Annotated in this window: 15 protein-coding genes; 5 read left to right on the forward strand and 10 right to left on the reverse strand. The window is 73.8% G+C overall.

Features of this window, described 5'->3' with window-relative positions:
- Positions 1-98: 98 nt before the first annotated feature.
- The 4 genes from IF06_RS0119735 to IF06_RS0119750 all read left to right on the forward strand — a co-directional run bounded on the left by IF06_RS0119735 (position 99) and on the right by IF06_RS0119750 (position 3,689).
- Positions 99-1,772, forward strand: a complete 1,674-nt coding sequence (locus IF06_RS0119735; RefSeq protein ID WP_030272737.1) for a bifunctional 3'-5' exonuclease/DNA polymerase — start codon at positions 99-101, stop codon at positions 1,770-1,772.
- Positions 1,773-1,912: 140 nt separating this feature from the next.
- Complete coding sequence (locus tag IF06_RS0119740; RefSeq protein ID WP_013287334.1) at positions 1,913-2,506, forward strand: nucleotidyltransferase family protein; 594 nt, start codon at positions 1,913-1,915, stop codon at positions 2,504-2,506.
- Positions 2,507-2,545: 39 nt separating this feature from the next.
- On the forward strand, positions 2,546-2,878 hold the full coding sequence (locus tag IF06_RS0119745; protein ID WP_013287333.1) for a TfoX/Sxy family protein: 333 nt from the start codon (positions 2,546-2,548) through the stop codon (positions 2,876-2,878).
- Positions 2,879-2,972: 94 nt separating this feature from the next.
- Positions 2,973-3,689: a VOC family protein gene (locus IF06_RS0119750; protein WP_030272739.1), complete on the forward strand. Its 717-nt coding sequence runs from the start codon at positions 2,973-2,975 to the stop codon at positions 3,687-3,689.
- 36 nt (positions 3,690-3,725) lie between these two features.
- Here the strand turns inward: IF06_RS0119750 and IF06_RS0119755 are convergent, their stop codons facing one another.
- The 8 genes from IF06_RS0119755 to IF06_RS0119790 are packed head-to-tail and all read right to left on the reverse strand — an operon-like array spanning position 3,726 to position 12,771.
- On the reverse strand, positions 3,726-5,369 hold the full coding sequence (locus tag IF06_RS0119755) for a DUF4127 family protein (RefSeq protein WP_030272741.1): 1,644 nt from the start codon (positions 5,367-5,369) through the stop codon (positions 3,726-3,728).
- Positions 5,366-6,079 (reverse strand): N-acetylmannosamine-6-phosphate 2-epimerase, encoded by a 714-nt coding sequence (locus IF06_RS0119760; protein ID WP_013287330.1) that lies wholly within the window; start codon positions 6,077-6,079, stop codon positions 5,366-5,368. The genes IF06_RS0119755 and IF06_RS0119760 overlap by 4 nt, the downstream gene beginning before the upstream one ends.
- Entirely contained in the window at positions 6,076-6,996 is a 921-nt protein-coding gene (locus IF06_RS0119765; RefSeq protein ID WP_013287329.1) for an ROK family protein, read from the reverse strand. Before IF06_RS0119765 ends, IF06_RS0119760 begins: the two co-directional genes overlap by 4 nt.
- Positions 6,993-7,835 (reverse strand): carbohydrate ABC transporter permease, encoded by an 843-nt coding sequence (locus IF06_RS0119770; RefSeq protein WP_013287328.1) that lies wholly within the window; start codon positions 7,833-7,835, stop codon positions 6,993-6,995. The genes IF06_RS0119765 and IF06_RS0119770 overlap by 4 nt, the downstream gene beginning before the upstream one ends.
- On the reverse strand, positions 7,825-8,772 hold the full coding sequence (locus IF06_RS0119775; protein ID WP_013287327.1) for a carbohydrate ABC transporter permease: 948 nt from the start codon (positions 8,770-8,772) through the stop codon (positions 7,825-7,827). The genes IF06_RS0119770 and IF06_RS0119775 overlap by 11 nt, the downstream gene beginning before the upstream one ends.
- An 11-nt stretch (positions 8,773-8,783) precedes the next feature.
- Positions 8,784-10,067 carry an ABC transporter substrate-binding protein gene (locus tag IF06_RS0119780; RefSeq protein WP_013287326.1) on the reverse strand — a complete coding sequence of 428 codons (1,284 nt, stop codon included), beginning with the start codon at positions 10,065-10,067 and terminating at the stop codon, positions 8,784-8,786.
- Positions 10,068-10,088: 21 nt separating this feature from the next.
- Entirely contained in the window at positions 10,089-11,684 is a 1,596-nt protein-coding gene (locus IF06_RS0119785) for an FAD-dependent oxidoreductase (protein WP_030272743.1), read from the reverse strand.
- A gap of 40 nt (positions 11,685-11,724) precedes the next feature.
- On the reverse strand, positions 11,725-12,771 hold the full coding sequence (locus IF06_RS0119790; protein WP_013287324.1) for a LacI family DNA-binding transcriptional regulator: 1,047 nt from the start codon (positions 12,769-12,771) through the stop codon (positions 11,725-11,727).
- 376 nt (positions 12,772-13,147) lie between these two features.
- Between IF06_RS0119790 and IF06_RS0119795 the strand changes: the two genes are divergently transcribed.
- Positions 13,148-13,633, forward strand: coding sequence for a hypothetical protein (locus IF06_RS0119795; protein ID WP_013287323.1), 486 nt, complete (start codon positions 13,148-13,150; stop codon positions 13,631-13,633).
- A 1-nt stretch (position 13,634) separates the two neighbouring features.
- On the opposite strand, the gene IF06_RS0119800 is transcribed toward IF06_RS0119795, so the two are convergent.
- Positions 13,635-14,444: a metal-dependent hydrolase gene (locus IF06_RS0119800; RefSeq protein ID WP_013287322.1), complete on the reverse strand. Its 810-nt coding sequence runs from the start codon at positions 14,442-14,444 to the stop codon at positions 13,635-13,637.
- A 118-nt stretch (positions 14,445-14,562) separates the two neighbouring features.
- Positions 14,563-17,052: a serine/threonine protein kinase gene (locus tag IF06_RS0119805; RefSeq protein ID WP_013287321.1), complete on the reverse strand. Its 2,490-nt coding sequence runs from the start codon at positions 17,050-17,052 to the stop codon at positions 14,563-14,565.
- Between the last annotated feature and the right edge of the window lie 12 nt (positions 17,053-17,064).

Here is a 17,064-nt window from a genome sequence, read left to right on the forward strand (position 1 = left end):
CGCAGCGTTAACAAGGGGCCCTTCCTCTACCGCAGGCGTTAAGAGGGGGCCCTTCCTTACACGCGGAGCGTGTCAGGGGGAGGGGGCAGAATGCGTCCGTGCTGGTGGCGGTGGTGGCGGACGAGCGGGGCGGCGGCGTGCTGCAACCGCTGCACGCCGACGGCACCCCGACCGGCCCGGCCGAGGAGGTCACCGACCTGGCCGCCGCCGTGGCCGCCCGGGAGGCCGCCGGGCACCCCCGCTGGGTCTGGGCCGCCTGGGCGGGCGTCTACCCCGCGCTGCTGCGCGCCGGGGTGCGGCTCGACCGCTGCCACGACGTCGAGCTGACCGAGGCGCTGCTGCTCGGGCACGCGGGCCGGTGGGGCGAGCCCCGCGCGCTACCAGCCGCCTGGGCCCGGGTCACCGGCGCGCCGGTCCCGCCGGACCCGGCGCCCCGCCCGCCCGAGCCGCCCGGCCACGCCCAGGCCGCGCTCTTCGAGCCGCCGTCCGGCCCGCCCGGTCCGGGCATCACGGCGTTGACCCGGGTGTACGCAGACCAGCTCGCCCGGATCGCCGCGACCACCCATCCCGGCCGGTTCCGGCTGCTGGTGGCCGCCGAGTCGGCGGGCGCGCTGGTGGCGGCCGAGATGGGTGCGGCCGGGCTGCCCTGGCGCGCCGATGTGCACGACGCCATCCTGGCCGACCTGCTCGGCGAGCCGTCCCCGGTCGGTGGGCCGCCGCGCCGGCTGGCCGAGTTGCAGGCCCGGATCGCTGACGCGTTCGGCGTACGCCAGGTGCACGCCGACTCGCCCGCGGAGCTGTTGCGGGCGTTCGCCCGCGTGGGCGTGGATCTGCCGAACACGCGCGCCTGGGTGCTGCGCGGGGTGGAGCACCCGGCGGCGCCGCTGGTCCTCGAATACAAGGAGCTGTACCGGATCTGGACGGCGCACGGCTGGGCCTGGCGCGACGCCTGGGTCTCCGGCGGCCGGTTCCACCCGGAGTACGTACCGGGCGGCGTGGTCTCCGGCCGGTGGGCGACCCGGGGCGGTGGGGCGTTGCAGATCCCGAAGGTGATCCGGCAGGCAGTGGTGGCGGACCCGGGCTGGACGTTCGTGGTGGCCGACGCGGGTCAGCTCGAACCGCGTGTGCTCGCGGCGGTTTCCGAGGACGAGCGGCTGGCGGCGGCGGGCGGCGCCGGTGACCTGTACGCGGCGCTGGCCCGGGACGCGTTCGCCGGTGACCGGGCGAAGGCCAAGGTGGCCCTGCTCGGGGCGATGTACGGGCAGACCGGCGGGGCGGCGGTGCCGGCCCTGGCGGTGCTGCGGAAGAACTATCCGACCGCGTTCGGCTACGTCGAGGCGGCGGCGCGCACCGGTGAGGCGGGCGGGCTGGTCCGGTCCTGGCTGGGGCGTACCTGCCCGCCCGGGTCGGCGGGGTTCGCCGAGGGGGAGGAGGCGATGCCTGACGGCGGGGCCGATCCGCACAGCCCGTCGGCTCGGGCGGCCCGCTCGCGGGGGCGCTTCACCCGCAACTTCGTCATCCAGGCCACTGCTGCCGAGTGGGCCTCGACGCTGCTGGCCACGTTGCGCACCGAGCTGGCCGGCACGGAGGCGGAGCTGGTCTTCTTCCAGCACGACGAGGTGATGGTGCACTGCCCGGCCGGGCAGGCGGCAACCGTCGCCGAGGCGGTCACCGCTGCCGGCGTGCGGGCCACCCGCCTGCTGTTCGGCGACACCCCGGTCCGGTTCCCGCTCGACCTGTCGACAGTGGACTGCTACGCGGACGCGGCATAGTCACGCAATTTTCCGTTTTGCCCCGCTACCCGCCCCCGGCCGCGCTCGTTGGGCCCGGTGTGCGTACGACGGGACGGACCGGGCGGCTGTGCCCGGTCCGTCCCCTGATCGAGGGGGCACCGCTGAACCGGATCGCTGCAATGATCATCGCCGCCGGTGGCGGCCGCCGCATCGGCGGACCCGAAGCGCTGCTGCACCAGGGCGAGAAGCCGCTGGTCAGCCAGATGATCGACACGATGGCCGAGGCGGGCTGCGCACAGGTCGTGGTCGTCCTGGGCGCGGCGGCCGAGCAGGTGCGGCAGACCACCGACCTGAGCGGCGCCACTGTGGTGGTCAACCGTGCCTGGGGCACCGGGGTGGGCTCCTCGATCCGGGCCGGGCTCGCCGCGCTCACCGACGACGACATCGAGGCGGTCGTCGTGGTGCCTGTGGACATGCCCGGGCTCACCGCGGCGGCGGTCCGCCGGGTGACCGCGCTGCCGTACCCGGACGTGTTGGTCTGCGCCACCTACGACGGGCTGCGCGGCTACCCGATGCTGTTCGGCCGCCGGCACTGGTCCGGCATCGCCACGCTGGCCAGCGCGGACGTGGGGGCGCGGCCGTACCTGCTGGCGCACAAGGACCAGATCGTCGACATCGCCTGCGACGCGGTGGCCGACGGCAGCCGGATCGACAGCCCGGAGCTGATGGCGCTGTACGGCCTGTCCATCCCCGAACAGCGCGTGGGCGCCTGAGGCGCGCCCGCTGTCGGACCCGGATGCCACGATGCCGTCATGGCCTACGACGAGGACCTGGCGAACCGGGTACGGGAAGCCCTCGGGCACGAGCCCGGCATCACCGAGCGGCGCATGTTCGGCGGCCTGGCGATGATGCTGCGCGGCAACATGGCGGTGGTCGTGCGCGGCGCGGGCGGCCTGATGGTCCGGGTCGACCCGGCCGAGGCCGAGCGCGCGCTGGCCGAGCCCGGCGCCGAGGCGACAGTCATGCGGGGCCGGGAGATGCGGGGCTGGGTCACCGTGTCGCCCGATGCCTGCGAGCGCGACCCGGACCTGACCCGCTGGGTCGGCAGGGGCGTCCGCTTCGCGCGCACCCTCCCGGCGAAGTAACGCGACAGCGGGGGAAATCCGGCTGCGCGGCCGGGCCGCCCGGCCTACGCTCCTGACCTGCCGCCGACGACGGCGGCGGATCGGAGACGGGCGGATGGCGGTTCACCTCTACGCGGTCAGCCTCGACGCGGGCGACCCACGGCGGCTCGCGCGGTTCTGGTCCGGGGTGCTCGGCCGGGAGATCCTCGACGACCCGCGCGAAGGCGTGGCGCTGGGCGGCGACGCCCACAGCGACTTCCGCATCCGGTTCCTGCCCAGCACTGCGCCGAAGACAGTGCAGAACCGGATCCACTTCGACCTGACCAGCGCCTCGCCGCAGGCCCAGCGGGACACCGTCGACCGGGCGCTGACGCTGGGCGGGCAGCACATCGACATCGGCCAGGGGCCGGACGACGACCAGGTGGTGCTCGCCGACCCGGAGGGCAACGAGTTCTGCGTCATCGAGGCGGGCAACAACTTCCTCGCCGGCTGCGGCCCGGTCGGCGCTGTCAACTGCGACGGCACCCGGGCGGCAGGCCTCTTCTGGAGCGAGGCGCTGGGCTGGCCGCTGGTCTGGGACCAGGACGAGGAGACAGCGATCCAGTCGCCGCGCGGGGGCGCGAAGGTCACCTGGAGCGGCCCGCCGCTGATGCCCAGCGGCGGGCGGGACCGCGTACACCTGGATCTGATCGCGGACGGCGACCGGGACGCGGAGATCGACCGGCTGCTGGCGCTCGGCGCGACCCGGGCCGGTACGGGCCGGCACACCGCCGACGACGTGGTGCTGGCCGACCCGGACGGCACCGAGTTCTGCCTCCTGACGCCCCGCTGAGGCGGGTGCGGCCCCGGGGGACCGCACCCGCACCGATCAGCGCAGTCGCAGGCTCGGCTCCAGCGTGACCTCGAACAGCCGGTCCCACGGCAGCTCGACCCGCACCGCGGTGACCCGGTCCAGCGTCGCGGTGAACGTCCTGCGTCCGCGTACCCCGAGCACCAGCTTGCGCCCGGCGAAGTGGTCGGCGAAGTACCGCTCGGTCAGCGGCACCAGCCGGTCACGTACCCAGCCGTCGAAGTAGCGCTTCTGCTCGGCGGTCAGCGCCAGCGGGTCCCAGCCCTGCGCGCGGGCGTGCGCGTACGCCTCGACCTGCACCACGTTCTTCCACGGGTCGTCCTTGACGAACCGGTAGAGCAGGTACTCGGCGTGCGCCTGGGCCGGCCCGCGCAGCTCCGGCACGCCGAAGCCGCTGCCGGACGAGCGCAGGTACGCCCACCGCGCGGTGCCGTGCGCGAGCGCCAGCCCGAGCGCGTTGCCGCCGGTGTTCCACCCCGAGTACGACAGCAGCGCCGGCAGGTCCAGGCGGGCCTCCATCCGGGACACCAGGTCGTGGTCGCCCTTGTTGACGATCAGCGGGTCCACCACGATCACTTGGGTGCCGGCGGCCAGCAGCTCACCGATGCGGCCGACGAACGCGTCCAGGTCGGCGGCCCGCTGTCCGGCCGCCGCCGAGGGGGTGTTCACCGCGAGGACGATGTCCGCGTCGCCGGTCACCACCCGGCCGCCCACCGAGGTGACGTGCCGGCGGATGTTCTCCGCGAACGGGATGCCCTCCAGCGCGGCGGTCCAGCCCTGGCCGGACACCCCGGCGTACTCCACCCGGTAGGTGGGCGCGGCGCCGGCGGCGACGACCCGCGCGACGAGCAGCGCGTTGACCTCGTCGGCGCCGGGGAAGATCTCCACCCGGTCGCCGACGCCGAGCCGCGCCACCAGCGCCTCCAGCTCGACCCGCTCGGCGCGGGCCAGGCCGACCGGCGCGGTGTCGTCCTCGGAGAGCACCAGGTGGCTGATCGTCCCGTCCGCGACCCACTCCACCATCAGCCGGTTGACCTGGTGGTTGCGTGCCCGCGCGGCCAGGTAGTCCTCGACCACGGCGTCCGGGATGCGCGCCCGCACGGCGTCGAGCTGGCCGCGCAGCGACTCCTGGCCCAGGTTGACCACCTGGTCGTACAGCTTGGCCCACTGGACCAGCAGGTCACGGTAGTTGTCCAGGTCGGTGCCGGTGCTGGTGATGGCGAGCCGCTGGATCGTGTCGTGCACCTCGATCACCGCGTCGGACCGGCGTGCGCGCAGCCGCCGGATCGCCTCCAGGTTGCGCAACGCGTCGGCCAGGGCCGGTGCGGCGGTACGCGAGGCGATCAGCCCGCCGTACGCCAGCATGCTCACCGAGATCACGTACCCGTCGACGCCGTCGACGCTGTCGAGCCAGCGGGCGATGCCGGCGCCGTCACCGGGGGTGAAGAAACGGCCCAGCAGGTTCCGCGGCGGCAGCAGCACCTCGGCGTCGGCGCTCGCACCGGTCATCTCCGCGCAGTACGTGTTGACCGGCCGGTCGTCCAGCGGCACCAGCGCCACGCTCGGCCGCCGGCCGGCGGGCCGGGCGAACGCGGGGCCGCCGAGGGCGACTGTGGCCAGGCCGGCCGCGCCGGTGGCCGCAAGAAGGGTTCTTCTCTTCATCGATGCTCCCTTTTCTCCGGCGCGCTCGCCGCCCGGGGGGTGGCCGGAACCAGCCGGCGGGTGATCCACAGCGGTGAGGTGACGGCGTTGCCCATCACCACCGCGTGGGCGCCCGCCTCGAAGGCCCGGCTGATCTGCTCCGTGGTCCGGTAGCGCCCTTCGGCGATCACCGGTACGGGCAGCAGCGCGGCGAGTCGCGCCACGAGCCCGAGGTCGGGCCCGTCGATCGGTGGGCCGGCCGGCGTGTAGCCGGACAGCGTGGTGGCGACCGCGTCCGCGCCGGCCTCGACGGCGGCGACACCCTCGGCCACAGTGGCGACGTCGGCCAGGACCAGCGCGTCGCTCTGCTCGTGCACCGCGCGGACGGTGTCGGCGAAGGTCCGCCCGTCGGGCCGGCGGCGGTCGGTGGCGTCCACCGCGACGACGTGCGACCCGGCCCGCACCGCCTCCAGCGCGTGCCCGGCGGTCGGGGTGATGAACACGCCCTGCGTGCCGTGCTTGTACAACCCGATCACCGGCACGTCGACGGCGGCGCGTACCGCCCGCACGTCGTCGGGACCGTTGACCCGGACCGCCACCGCGCCGCCGCGCACCACGGCGGCCGCCACGCGGGCCTGGACGTACGGGTCGCGCATCGGGTCGTCCGGGTCGTCGGGCAGGGGCTGACAGGACACGACCAGCCCGCCGGCCAGTTCGTCCAGGACACTCACGTGCTTGTTCCTCCGTCGTGGTGGATCGGTGCGGTGGCGAGCCGGGCGGCGCCGACCACCACCGCGTCGGCGCCCAGCGCCGCGGAAAGCAGCGGCACGTGCGCCCAGCCGCCTGGTAGCTCCGCCCGGTAGGCGGCCGTCGCGGCGGGAAGCACTGTGGCGGCGGCGCCGCCCGCGACCACCACCGCGTCCGGGTCGAGCAGGGCGACGAGCCCGGCCAGGGCCGCGCCGAGCGCGGCGCCGGCCCGGTCGACGACCTGCCGGGCTGTCGCGTCACCGGCCGCCGCGCGCCGCGCCACCTCCCGGCCGGTGACCGGGTCACCGCCGGCGAGCGCGTACGCGGCGGCCAGGCCGGTGCCGGAGGCGATCGCCTCCAGGTGCCCGTACCGGCCGCAGCCGCAGCGCAGCCGCTGTGCGCCCGGTGCCGGCAGGTGCCCGAGCTGGCCGGCCGCGCCCCGGGCGCCGCCCTCGACCCGCCCGTCGTTGACGATCGCGCCGCCCAGGCCGGTGCCGACGGCGGCCAGCAGCACGTGCCCCCGGCCCTGTCCGGCGCCGGCCCAGCACTCGCCGAGCGCCGCCGCGGCGACGTCGTTGGTGACGCGCACCGGCCGGCCCAGCCGCGCGGCCAGCTCGTCCGCGACCGGGGTGCCGGCCCATCCGGGCAGGCTGTCGGTCGCGTACCGGATGACGCCGGTCGCCGGGTCCACGGTGCCCGCGGTGCCCACCCCGACCGGCCCGGGGCCGGCGGCGGCGAGCAGGTCCGCGGCCAGGCCGGCGGCGGTGTCCAGCACCGCGGCCGGCCCGCCGCGCGCGGGGGTGGGCGCCTCGCGGCGGCCGAGCACCCGCGCACCGGGACCGACCAGGGCGGCGGCGGTCTTGGTGCCGCCGATGTCGATCCCGACGACCGGACCGGTCATCCCTTCAGACCGGTGTGCGCGAGGCCCTCGACGAACTGCTTCTGCGCGATGACGAACACCGCCAGCACCGGCAGCGCGGTCATCGACGCCGCCGCGAGCTGGACGTCCCACATCGGACCGCCGTACGCGTCGACGAACTGGGTGAGCGCCTGCGGCAGGGTGAACTTGTCCGGCGAGGAGAGGAACACGATCGGTTCCAGGTACAGGTTCCAGCTGTGCAGGAACGTGAAGATGGCCACCGCGCCGAGCGCGGGCCGGGACAGCGGCAGCGCGATCTTCCAGAACGTGGCGAAGCGTCCCAGCCCGTCGACCCGCGCCGCCTCCTCCAGCTCACCGGGGAGGCTGATGAAGAACTGCCGCATGATGAACGTCGCCAGCACGCTCGGTGCCCCGAAGATCGGCACGAGGATCAGCGGCCAGTGGGTGTCGATCAGGTCGAGCTTGAAGAACATCTGGAACAGCGGCACGATCGTCACCTCGCTCGGGATGAGCAGGCCCGCGAGGACGACCAGGAACAGCACGTTCTGTCCCCGGAACCGGATCCGCGCGAACGCGTACCCGGCCAGCGACGCCACGGCCAGCGTGCCGACGGTGACCAGCAGCGCGATGTAGAGGCTGTTCAGGTACTGCTGCCCGAACGGCTGCAGTTCGAACACCCGCTGGTACGCGTCCAGCCGCGGGTCGGTCGGCAGCAGCTGCGGCGGGAAGGAGAAGATGTCCGCCACCGGCTTCAGCGACGAGGTGACCATCCACCAGGTGGGGAACACGAACGGGACGGCCAGGACCATCAGCACCCCGTAGAGCACCAGCTTGGTCCGCCGGGACAGGTCACGATTCATGGAAGACCCACCTCTTGCGCATCTGCCACTGCAGCACTGTCAGCGCGAGCACGATGACGAACAGCAGGATCGACAGCGTGGCGCCGTAGCCGAAGTGATGGAACTGGAAGGCCTGCTGGTAGAGGTAGTAGACGAGCACAGTGGTCGAGGTGCCGGGCCCACCCTGGGTGAGCACCGCGATCTGCGCGAAGACCTGCAGCGAGCCGACCACCGTGATGATCGACGTGAGCATGATCGTGGGGCTGATCAGCGGCACGGTGATGCGCCAGAACTGGCGCATCCGGCTCGCGCCGTCGACCTCGGCGGCCTCGTACAGCTCGGCCGGCACGCCCTGCAGGGCGGCCAGGAACAGCACCATGTTCAGGCCGACGTTCTTGAACACCTGCACGACGATCACCGACAGCATCGCCGTGCCCTCGCCGCGCAGCCAGTTGGGGCCGTCGACGCCGATGGTGTCGAGCAGGCCGTTGATGCCGCCGTTGTCCTGCAGCAGGAAGCCCCAGACGATGGTCCACGCGACCAGCGAGACCACCACGGGGGAGAAGAACAGGGTGCGGAACACGATGGTCCCGCGCAGCTTCTGGTTGAGCAGGACGGCCAGCAGCAACGCCAGGCCGAGGTTGAACACGACCAGGCCGACCGAGAACAGGCCGGTCGACCGCAGCACCGGGCCCAGGTTGGGGTCGTCGGCCAGCGCGGCGTAGTTGTCGGTGCCGATGTAGTCGAAGCTGCCGGCCAGCACGTTCCACTCGTGCAGGCTGTACCAGACCACGAGGACCAGCGGCAGGATCACGAAGACCACGCTGCCGAGCAGCTGCGGGGTGATGAACAGGTATCCGGTGAGCTGGTCCCGGCGGCGGGTGGTCCAGAACGGCCGGGCCCGGCCCGGGGCGGGCCCGGCAGCAGCCGGGCCCACCCTGGTGTCCGTCTGGGTCATGATCCTCGGCCCTACTTCGCCAGCAGCGGCTGGATCTTGGAGCAGACGCCGTCGAGTACGCCCTTGACGTCCGCGTCCGCCTTCCACAGCGGGTCGAGCGCGGCGCGCACCTGCTGGCTCAGCTCGGCCTGCCCGGAGTGGCTGGGCTTGACAGTGCCGTTGGTGATGCCGTCGATGACGACCTTCTGCAGCTGTTCCGGCTTGAGCTTCGGGTTCGTCTTGGCCAGCGTCTCGGCGGTCAGCTGGGACTGCCGCGGCGGCGGGAAGAACTGGGCCAGCTTCGCCGAGTTGGCGGGGTTGGTGAAGAAGGCCAGGAAGTCGGCGGCCTGCTCGGCGTGCGGGCTCTTCTTCATCACGCCGATGCCGGCCTGGCCGACCACCGCGTACGGGCCCTTCGGGCCGGCCGGCAGCGGGACCAGGTCCCAGTCGAAGCCGTTCTCCTTCAGCAGCGAGGCGCGGGAGATCTGGGTGACGGTCATGGCGGCGTCACCGGCGAAGAAGTCGGCGGTCGTGCCCGGACCGGGCAGCGCCTTGCCGGTGAAGATCGCCTTGTGCAGCGTGGTCATCGCCTCGACCATCTCCGGGCTGTTGAACCCGCAGCTGCGGCCGTCCTCGCTCCACGCCTGGGCGCCCCAGCCGGTCCAGAACGTGGCCAGGTTGTCCCAGCCCTTGTAGTCGAAGTCGCGGACCACGAGCCCGGCCTTGCCCGACTTCGCCGCTGTGGCGCCGGCCGCGGCGAGCGCGGTGTCCCAGTTCCACTGCCCGGCCGCGATCAGCTCGGCCGGGGTCTTCTGCCCGGCCTTCTTGAGCATGTCGTTGTTGACGAACACGCCGAACGGCGAGGTCGAGAACGGGTACGCGAAGAGCTTCCCGTCGTTTCGCCAGAGCTTCAGCGTGGCGGGGGAGAGGTCGTCGTACTGGTAGCCGTCGGCCTTCTTCAGCGTGTCGTCGAGCGGGCGCAGCGCGCCGGAGGCGACGAAGTCCGGCGCCGAGTTCTCGAAGATCCACGCGAGGTCCGGCGCGTTGCCGCCGGCGATCTGCGTGGTCAGCGTCGTGGTGTAGTTCTCGAACGGCAGCGGGTCGAACTTGATCTCCGCGACGTCCGGGTTGTTCTTGCGGTACTCGTCGGCGATCTCGTTGAACAGCTTGAGGTGCGCCTCGTTCGCCGACCAGACGGTCATCCGCAGGCTCGCCGGACCGTCGTCCTTGGCGTCGCCGCCACCGCCGCAGGCGGTCAGGGCGAGCACACCGGTCATGGTCGCCGCGACCAGGCCGGACAGTCTTCCGTATCTCACTTTCTTCTCCTCACCGGGGGTTCAGTAGCCCGCGATCTGCGGCCAGCGGCATTCCACGCCGGCGGCCGAGATGCGGTCCGTGAATTCGGCCAGCAGGCGGGGGGTGCCGCGGACCGCGCGCGGGGACTCGCCCCGCGCAAGGCAGAAGTCGGCCAGCAGGCCGGCGACCTCACCGACGTTCCACTCGACCGGGTGCAGTCGGTAGCTGCCGTTGGTGACGTGCGTGGTGCCGATGTTCTTGCCGGCCGGCAGCAGGTTCTCCATCCGCTGCGGGATGAGCGCGCCGAGCGGGATCTCGAACGGGCAGGAGCCGACGTCGATGTAGTTGTCGCCGCCGGTCGACGGGTGCAGGTCGATGCGGTACATGCCGACGCCGACCGAGTCGGGGTAGCTCACCGCGCCGTGCTCGCCGCGTACCGCGAGGGAGAGGTCCTGCTCGACCACCGTGTACTCGGCGCGGATGCGGCGCGACTCCCGGATGTAGGGCGCCTGCGCCAGCCCGTCGGGGCTGCCGGTCACGTCGCCGCGCAGCCGCAGCCCCGGGTAGCCGGTGCCGCCGTCGGGGCGGGGCGCCTCGGTCTGCAGCCAGTACAGGACGGAGTACGACAGCTCGCGCGCCTGGGACAGGTGCCAGGACGCGTTCGGCACGTCGATGACCGGGCCCTCGAAGTAGTCGATCATCGGCCAGTTGACGAGCGTGATGTCGCTGCCGTACGCGCCGTCGACGAAGTTGCGCCGCGCCGCGATGCGCCGGAACGTCCACAGGTTGCCGTCGCCCGGGTTGAGCCGCTGGTCGGCGTTGACGCCCAGCGGGTCGTCGTCCGGGTTCGGCGTGAAGCTGCGCTCCACGATCTCCAGCGTGCGCGGGTGCGGCGACCGCCAGGACAGCAGCCGGTCGCCCCAGAAGTCCGGCTTGTAGTCGCGCCAGAAGTCGTAACCGGCGGGACGGTCGATGGTGTGGTCGCCGTCGACGTGGTCCAGCGCGAAGCAGACGGACACCGCCTGCATGTTCAGCGGCTGCGCCTCGGCGGGCGCGCTCGGCTCACCGGTCTGCGCCTGCGACTCGAACCCGGTCACGTACTCGGTGCCGGTCAGCGGCAGCAGCTCACCGGTCTCGGTGGCGTCCAGGACGTACGGCGCCTCCACCTCGATCCGCTCGTCGCGGTCCCGGTGGGCGAGCGTCACGCCGGTGACCCGGTCGCCGTCTGTCTCGGCCGCGACCGGCCGGTACGGCTGCAGCACCGTCAGCCGCCCGGACCCCCGGTACGGCGCGAGCATCTGCTCCAGGACGGCGACCGCGACGCGGGGCTCGTGGCAGAGCCGGCTCACCCAGCCGGCGCCCGGGTTCAGGTCGGTCCACGCCCGGGACCGCTCGGTCAGCGGGTAGTGGCGGCGGTAGTAGTCGCGGATGCCGTCGCGCAGCTCCCGGTAGCTCGCGGTGGCGCCGAACTGCTCGATCCAGGAGTGCTCGTCCGGCGGGACCGCCTGGCTGGTGAGCTGCCCGCCGAGCCAGTCGAACTCCTCGGTCAGGATGACGGACCGGCCGGCACGGGCCGCGGCCAGCGCCGCGGCGACACCGCCCAGTCCGCCCCCGACGACGAGGACGTCCGCACGCATTAGTACCACTTGCTTCCTTCCAGTTGCGCGGCCGGGCGTGTCAGCGCCGGTCGGCCGCCGATCCAGGGACGCCGAGGGTGTCGCCCTCGACGAGTTCGCAGGGCAGGAGCCGTTGCTGGAGGCCGCCGGCGCTGCCGTCGATGACGCCGGTCAGCACCTCGACGGCCTGGCGGCCCATCTCCTCGCGCGGGATGCGGAACCCGGTGAACGTGATGTCGGTGGGCACCGGGACGGTCGGGTCGCCGAGTGTCACGACGGACAGGCCACCGGGCACCGTCAGTCCCTTGCGGCGGGCGGCCGACTCCAGCGCGACAGCGGTGGCGAAGTCCTCCACGAAGGCGACGGTGCTGCCGTCGGCCCGCAGGTCGTCCACTGTGGCGTCGGCGGTCTCCGCCGTCGCGGTGATCTGGCGGGCGCTCTCCGCGCCGGCCGCGCCGGCGTGGAAACCGCTGCGCCGGTCGTGCGAGGACTCGGCCGCGGTGCCCATGCCCACGTACGTCAGGCGCCGGTGCCCCAGGTCCAGCGCCCGCTCCGCCAGCCGGTGGACCGCGCTGGCGTAGTCGGCGCCGACGTAGGGCACCGGCCCGCCGGCGTCGTCGCGGCGCCCGACGGCGACGTAGGGGAACCCGTCGCGGTTGAGCCGGAGCAGCTCCGCGCCGTCGATCTCCCGGCCGAGCAGGATGCATCCGTCGGCCAGCCGCAGCCGGTTGTCCTGGTGGAAGATGCGCCGCCGGCCGTCCACCACCGGGGCGCTGGTGAACAGCAGCAGGTCGCAGCCGACCCGTTCGGCGTACTCCTCGATGCCGAGCAGGAACGGGTGGAAGAAGTCCCGGCTGCCGCTGGGGAAGGCCGGCTCGTAGGTGAAGACGCCGATGATCCGGTTGAACCCGGAGGCGAGGCGGCGGGCGGCCGGGTCGGCGGCGTACCCCGTCTCGGCGATGACCTGCAACACCCGGTCCCGTGTCTCCGGCGCGATCCGGACGTCGGCGTCGGTGCGGTTGTTGAGCACCAGCGACACGGTCGCCTGGCTGACGCCGGCCATTCGCGCGATGTCACGCTGGGTGACACGCCTGGGGGGAGGGGTCACGTCGGTCCTTCCACTTCCGCTAATGCGTATTAGCGATCGGGTCGGGATGGAGCCTCTCTGCTGTCCCGGCGTCCTGTCAAGGGGTGGCCGGAAGATTTCCGTTCGATGAACTCCCTGGAGTAATGCGCATTAGTAGCCGCGCTCGACTCTCTCTGGCAGCTGTTCGGGCGGGGATCTTGACAAGGGCCGACCGGGCGAGCGACAGTAGGCGAACCTCGGCACTAATGCGCATTAGCGTGTCGTCGATCGTCCGCCCGGGTGATCGACGATGCCTGCTTCCCTACCCAGAGTGATGCTGGGTGGCCCCTTCCTGCTGCCACCCCGGGCGCTACCGTTCCCATGGGACGGGCGCCGTCCGCACGGGGGAGGGGACAACGTGGGCACCACTGTCGCTCGTCATCTCGCCGGAGCCACGGCGGCCTGGCTCGTCGTCGTCGCGGAGGCGGTCGCCGGTTACCTCGGTCTGCTGGCGTACGCGCTGGTCACCGGCGCCGACCCGGGTGGCCCGCTGGCCGGGCCGCTGCTGGTGCTGATCGCGGCGCTGCTCGGCGTGGCCGCGCTGCCGCTGCTGTTCGCGCCGGCCGTCGCGCTCGGTGAGGCGGCGGGCAGGCGGCGGACCGGTCCGGCGCTCGCGTTCGCCGGGCTCGTCGCGGTCGTGCTGGCCGCTGGGTACGCAGCCGCGGTGGCGGTCGCCACGGACGTGCCCGGCGCCCGGGTGCCGCTGGTGGCCGGGATCGCCGCGCTGCTGGTCCTCCCGCCGACGGCGGCGTACGCGCTCACCGCCCGCGGCGTGGGCTGGACCGCCTGCCTGATCCGGCGCCGGACGGCCACCGCCCGCCCGGTACGCGCCGAGGCGGGCTGACCTACACCTGGATGTCGAAGCGCTGCAGCACCGACGGGGCGACCAGCCCCACCGCGGCCAGCACGGCCAGGATCGTCATCGCGGTGCGCAGCACCACCGTCTCGGCCTTGCTGCCGGTACGCAGGGCGATCTTGTTGGGCAGGCCGATCATCGTCCACATCCGGCGTTTGATCGGGATGGGCCACAGGATCGGCACCCCGGCCCGGGTGATCATGTCGCCGAGGATGTGCACGAAACAGCCCACGCCGACGGCGAGCCCGATCATCGGATAGCCCCGGTCGCCGGGCAGGTTGGCGAACGTGAACCAGGCCGCGGCGGCGGACACCAGCGTGACCACCACCCAGCCGGCGCGCTCGGCCCACTGGTCGAACAGCCCGCGCAGCGCCAGGCCGATCATGAAGAAGAGGATGCCGACCACCGCCCACTTGCCGTAGTGGGCGCAGAGCGCGGTGGTGCCCCAGCCGACGAGCACGGTGAACGGGATGGTGTGGGTCAGCGTGCGGTGCCCGTTGTTGCGGCGGGGATCCTTGCTGAGCTTGGTGGCGTAGTAGACGCCGAGCGAGATCTTCTCCATCACCTCGGCGACGAAGAGGCTGACCACACCGAACGTGCGGGCCACGGTGGCGCCGCCCTGGTTGCGGGTGACCTTCCCGGACAGGTCGAGGTCGGGGAAGAGCGCCCCACCGGCGCAGACCGCGGTGCCCACCGCCAGGGCCAGCGGTGTCTGGTGGTAGTCCGCGAACTGGGCCATCGCCCAGGAGCCGGTCAGCCACGCCGCCGCGCCCGAGAGCGCGTGGGACGGTCCCATCATCTCGGCTCGCCCTTCCCGAAGATCTTGATCCAGAAAACTACGCCACTGTAGTCAGCCCGTGTGACAGCGGGGCATCAGCCGGACGGTCCACTGGGGAAGGCGCGCCGCGGCCGCCGCATCAGCCCGCGGTACGGGTGGGCCGGACCGTGCCGAGGCTCGCGCGGATGACGGCGAACTGTTTCGAGGCGGCGGGCCAGTCGGCGTCGGAGGTGGTCCAGCCGAGCGTCCAGCCGGCCCGTTCGCCGGGCAGGACACGCAACGCGCGCATCCGTTCCCCGTAGGGCGCGGTCCAGCGGCACTCCCACGCCGCGCCGGGACCGTCGGACTCCAGCCGGACCTTCTGGTAATGCGGCAGCCGGCCGGCCGAGGTCAGATCCCGCTCGGACGACTTCAGCCGGCCCACCGGATCACCGCCCGGGTACGGCTCGACGCCCAGGATGCGCCGCGTCTCCGGGTCCTGGAAGCAGGTGGTGTCGCCGGAGCGCAGTTGCAGCCAGCCGGCGGGCAGGGCGATGCGGAAGCCGCCGGTGTCGGCGGGCCAGACCCAGCCGGTCGGAACGGTCACCGGCGGGTCGTCCGGTGGCGGCCCCTTGCGGACCGGCGTGCCAGCCACGTCGGGCCGGACGCAGGGGAACGGCGGAGGCGGCACGCCCGGCCCGGGCGGGCGGTCCCAGGGGCGGGCGACGGCCTCGGTGGAACTGCCCGCCTGCGGCGTCTCGTCGCGACCACTGGTGATCGCCAGCGCGGTGCCCACACCCGTCACCACGGCCAGCAGCACGGCTCCCAGCACCAGTCCCCAGCGGTGCAGCGGGTTCCCGTCCCCGGAGGTGAGCGGGGGATCGGCGGGGCGGGGTACCCCGGCGGGCCGGGGCGGGGCGGGATGTACCGCGCCGCTGTCGACCGGTCCGCTGTGGGCGACCGGCGGAGGCTTGGCGACCGGCGCGGCGCCGTGGCCGACGATGTGCACCGGGCTGAGGGCGTCGGCGCGGGGCGCCGACTCGGGGCCGGCCGGGCTGCCCGGGTCGACGAAGCTGGTGAGGACGGTGGGGCCGAGGCTGATCGGACCCGGGCGGGCCGGCCCGCTCCGGCGCGGGTCCGGGGTCGCGTCCGGGGCGCCCTGCTCCGGCTCACCCGTGCGGCCTCGCTCCGGGTCACCGGTCCGGCTCCGCTCCGGGTCACCGGTCCGGGCGCGGCCCGGTGGCGCCGCCCGGCCCACCGCCGCCGAGCGACCGACCGCACCCGAGCCGCCGACCGCACCCGAGCCGCCGACCGCACCCGAGCCATCGGCCGCACCCGAGCCATCGGCCGCGGCCGGGCCGCCGATGACACCCGAGCCGCCGACCGCACCCGAGCCGCCGTTCGCGTCCGGACGGCTGATCGCATCCGACCGGCTGCCCGGGGACGGGGGACCGCCTGCGTCCACGCGCCCGACCGCCCCCGAGCCGCCGGCCGGGGACGACGTCCTCCCTGCCTCCGCGCGGGCGGCCGGGACGGAGCGCCCGGCTGTACCGGAGGGACCGGCCGGACCAGCCGCGCCGGCCGCGTCCCCGGATGGTGGCGCGCGGTCGCCCTCGGCGGGCGGGGCCCACTCGCTGCGCTTCGCCGCCCGGCTCCACGCGCGGGCGGCGGCGGCCGGCGGCATCAGGTCCGGGTAGATGCCGCCCGGAGCCGCCGGGTTCCCCGGTGACCCCGGCTCGTCACCCGCCGGGACGTCGGCATCGCGGCCGCCGGCCGGCCGGTCGGACGACGCAGCGGTGGTACGGCCCGCAGAGCCGGCGGCCTCCGCGTCGGCCTCCGACACCGCGGCGACGCCGAGCAGGCGGGCCGTCTCGCGGTGCCCCAGGCGGGTACGCGGATCGCGCCGCAGCAGCCCGGCCAGCACCGGCGCCAGCGGGCCGGCGTGCGGGGCCGGGTCGGGCGGCCGGGTGGCGAGCGCGGCGAGCGTGGCCATCGCGGTGCTGCGGGCGTACGGGGAGCGGCCCTCCACCGCGGCGTGCAGCGTGGCACCGAGCGACCACATGTCCGCCTCGACGCTCGACACACCCTCGGCGGCCCGCTCCGGTGCGACGTACTGGGGGGAGCCGAGGACCAGGCCGGGCCGGGTCATCGCGCCGTCGCCGCCCTGGAACACGGCCAGCCCGAAGTCGGTGAGCAGCACCCGCCCGTCCCGGGCCAGCAGCACGTTCGCGGGCTTCACGTCCCGGTGCAGCACCCCGGCGTCGTGCGCGGCGCGCAGCGCGGCGAGCACCGACAGGCCGATCTCGGCGGCCCGGCCGGGCGGCAGCGGCCCGTCGGTCTCGATGATCTCCTGGAGCGAGCGCGACGGGACGTACTCCATGATCAGCCAGGGTTCGCCCTGGACCCGGACCACGTCGTAGACCCGCACCACGTTGGGGTGGTTGAGCCGCGCGGACGTCCGCGCCTCGCGCAGCGTACGGGCGCGCAGCTCGTCCTGCTCGTTCTCGGCGAGCCAGTTCGGCGGCACGACCTGCTTCACCGCGACCTCGCGTTGCAGCTCCTCGTCGCGCGCCCGCCAGACCTGGCCCATCCCGCCGCGGCCGACCAGTTCGAGCAGGCGGTACCGCCCGGCGATCACTACCTCCTGCACCGCACTCCTCAC

Origin of the sequence: Micromonospora globosa, assembly GCF_000717585.1 — a bacterium.
Taxonomy (GTDB): domain Bacteria; phylum Actinomycetota; class Actinomycetes; order Mycobacteriales; family Micromonosporaceae; genus Micromonospora; species Micromonospora aurantiaca.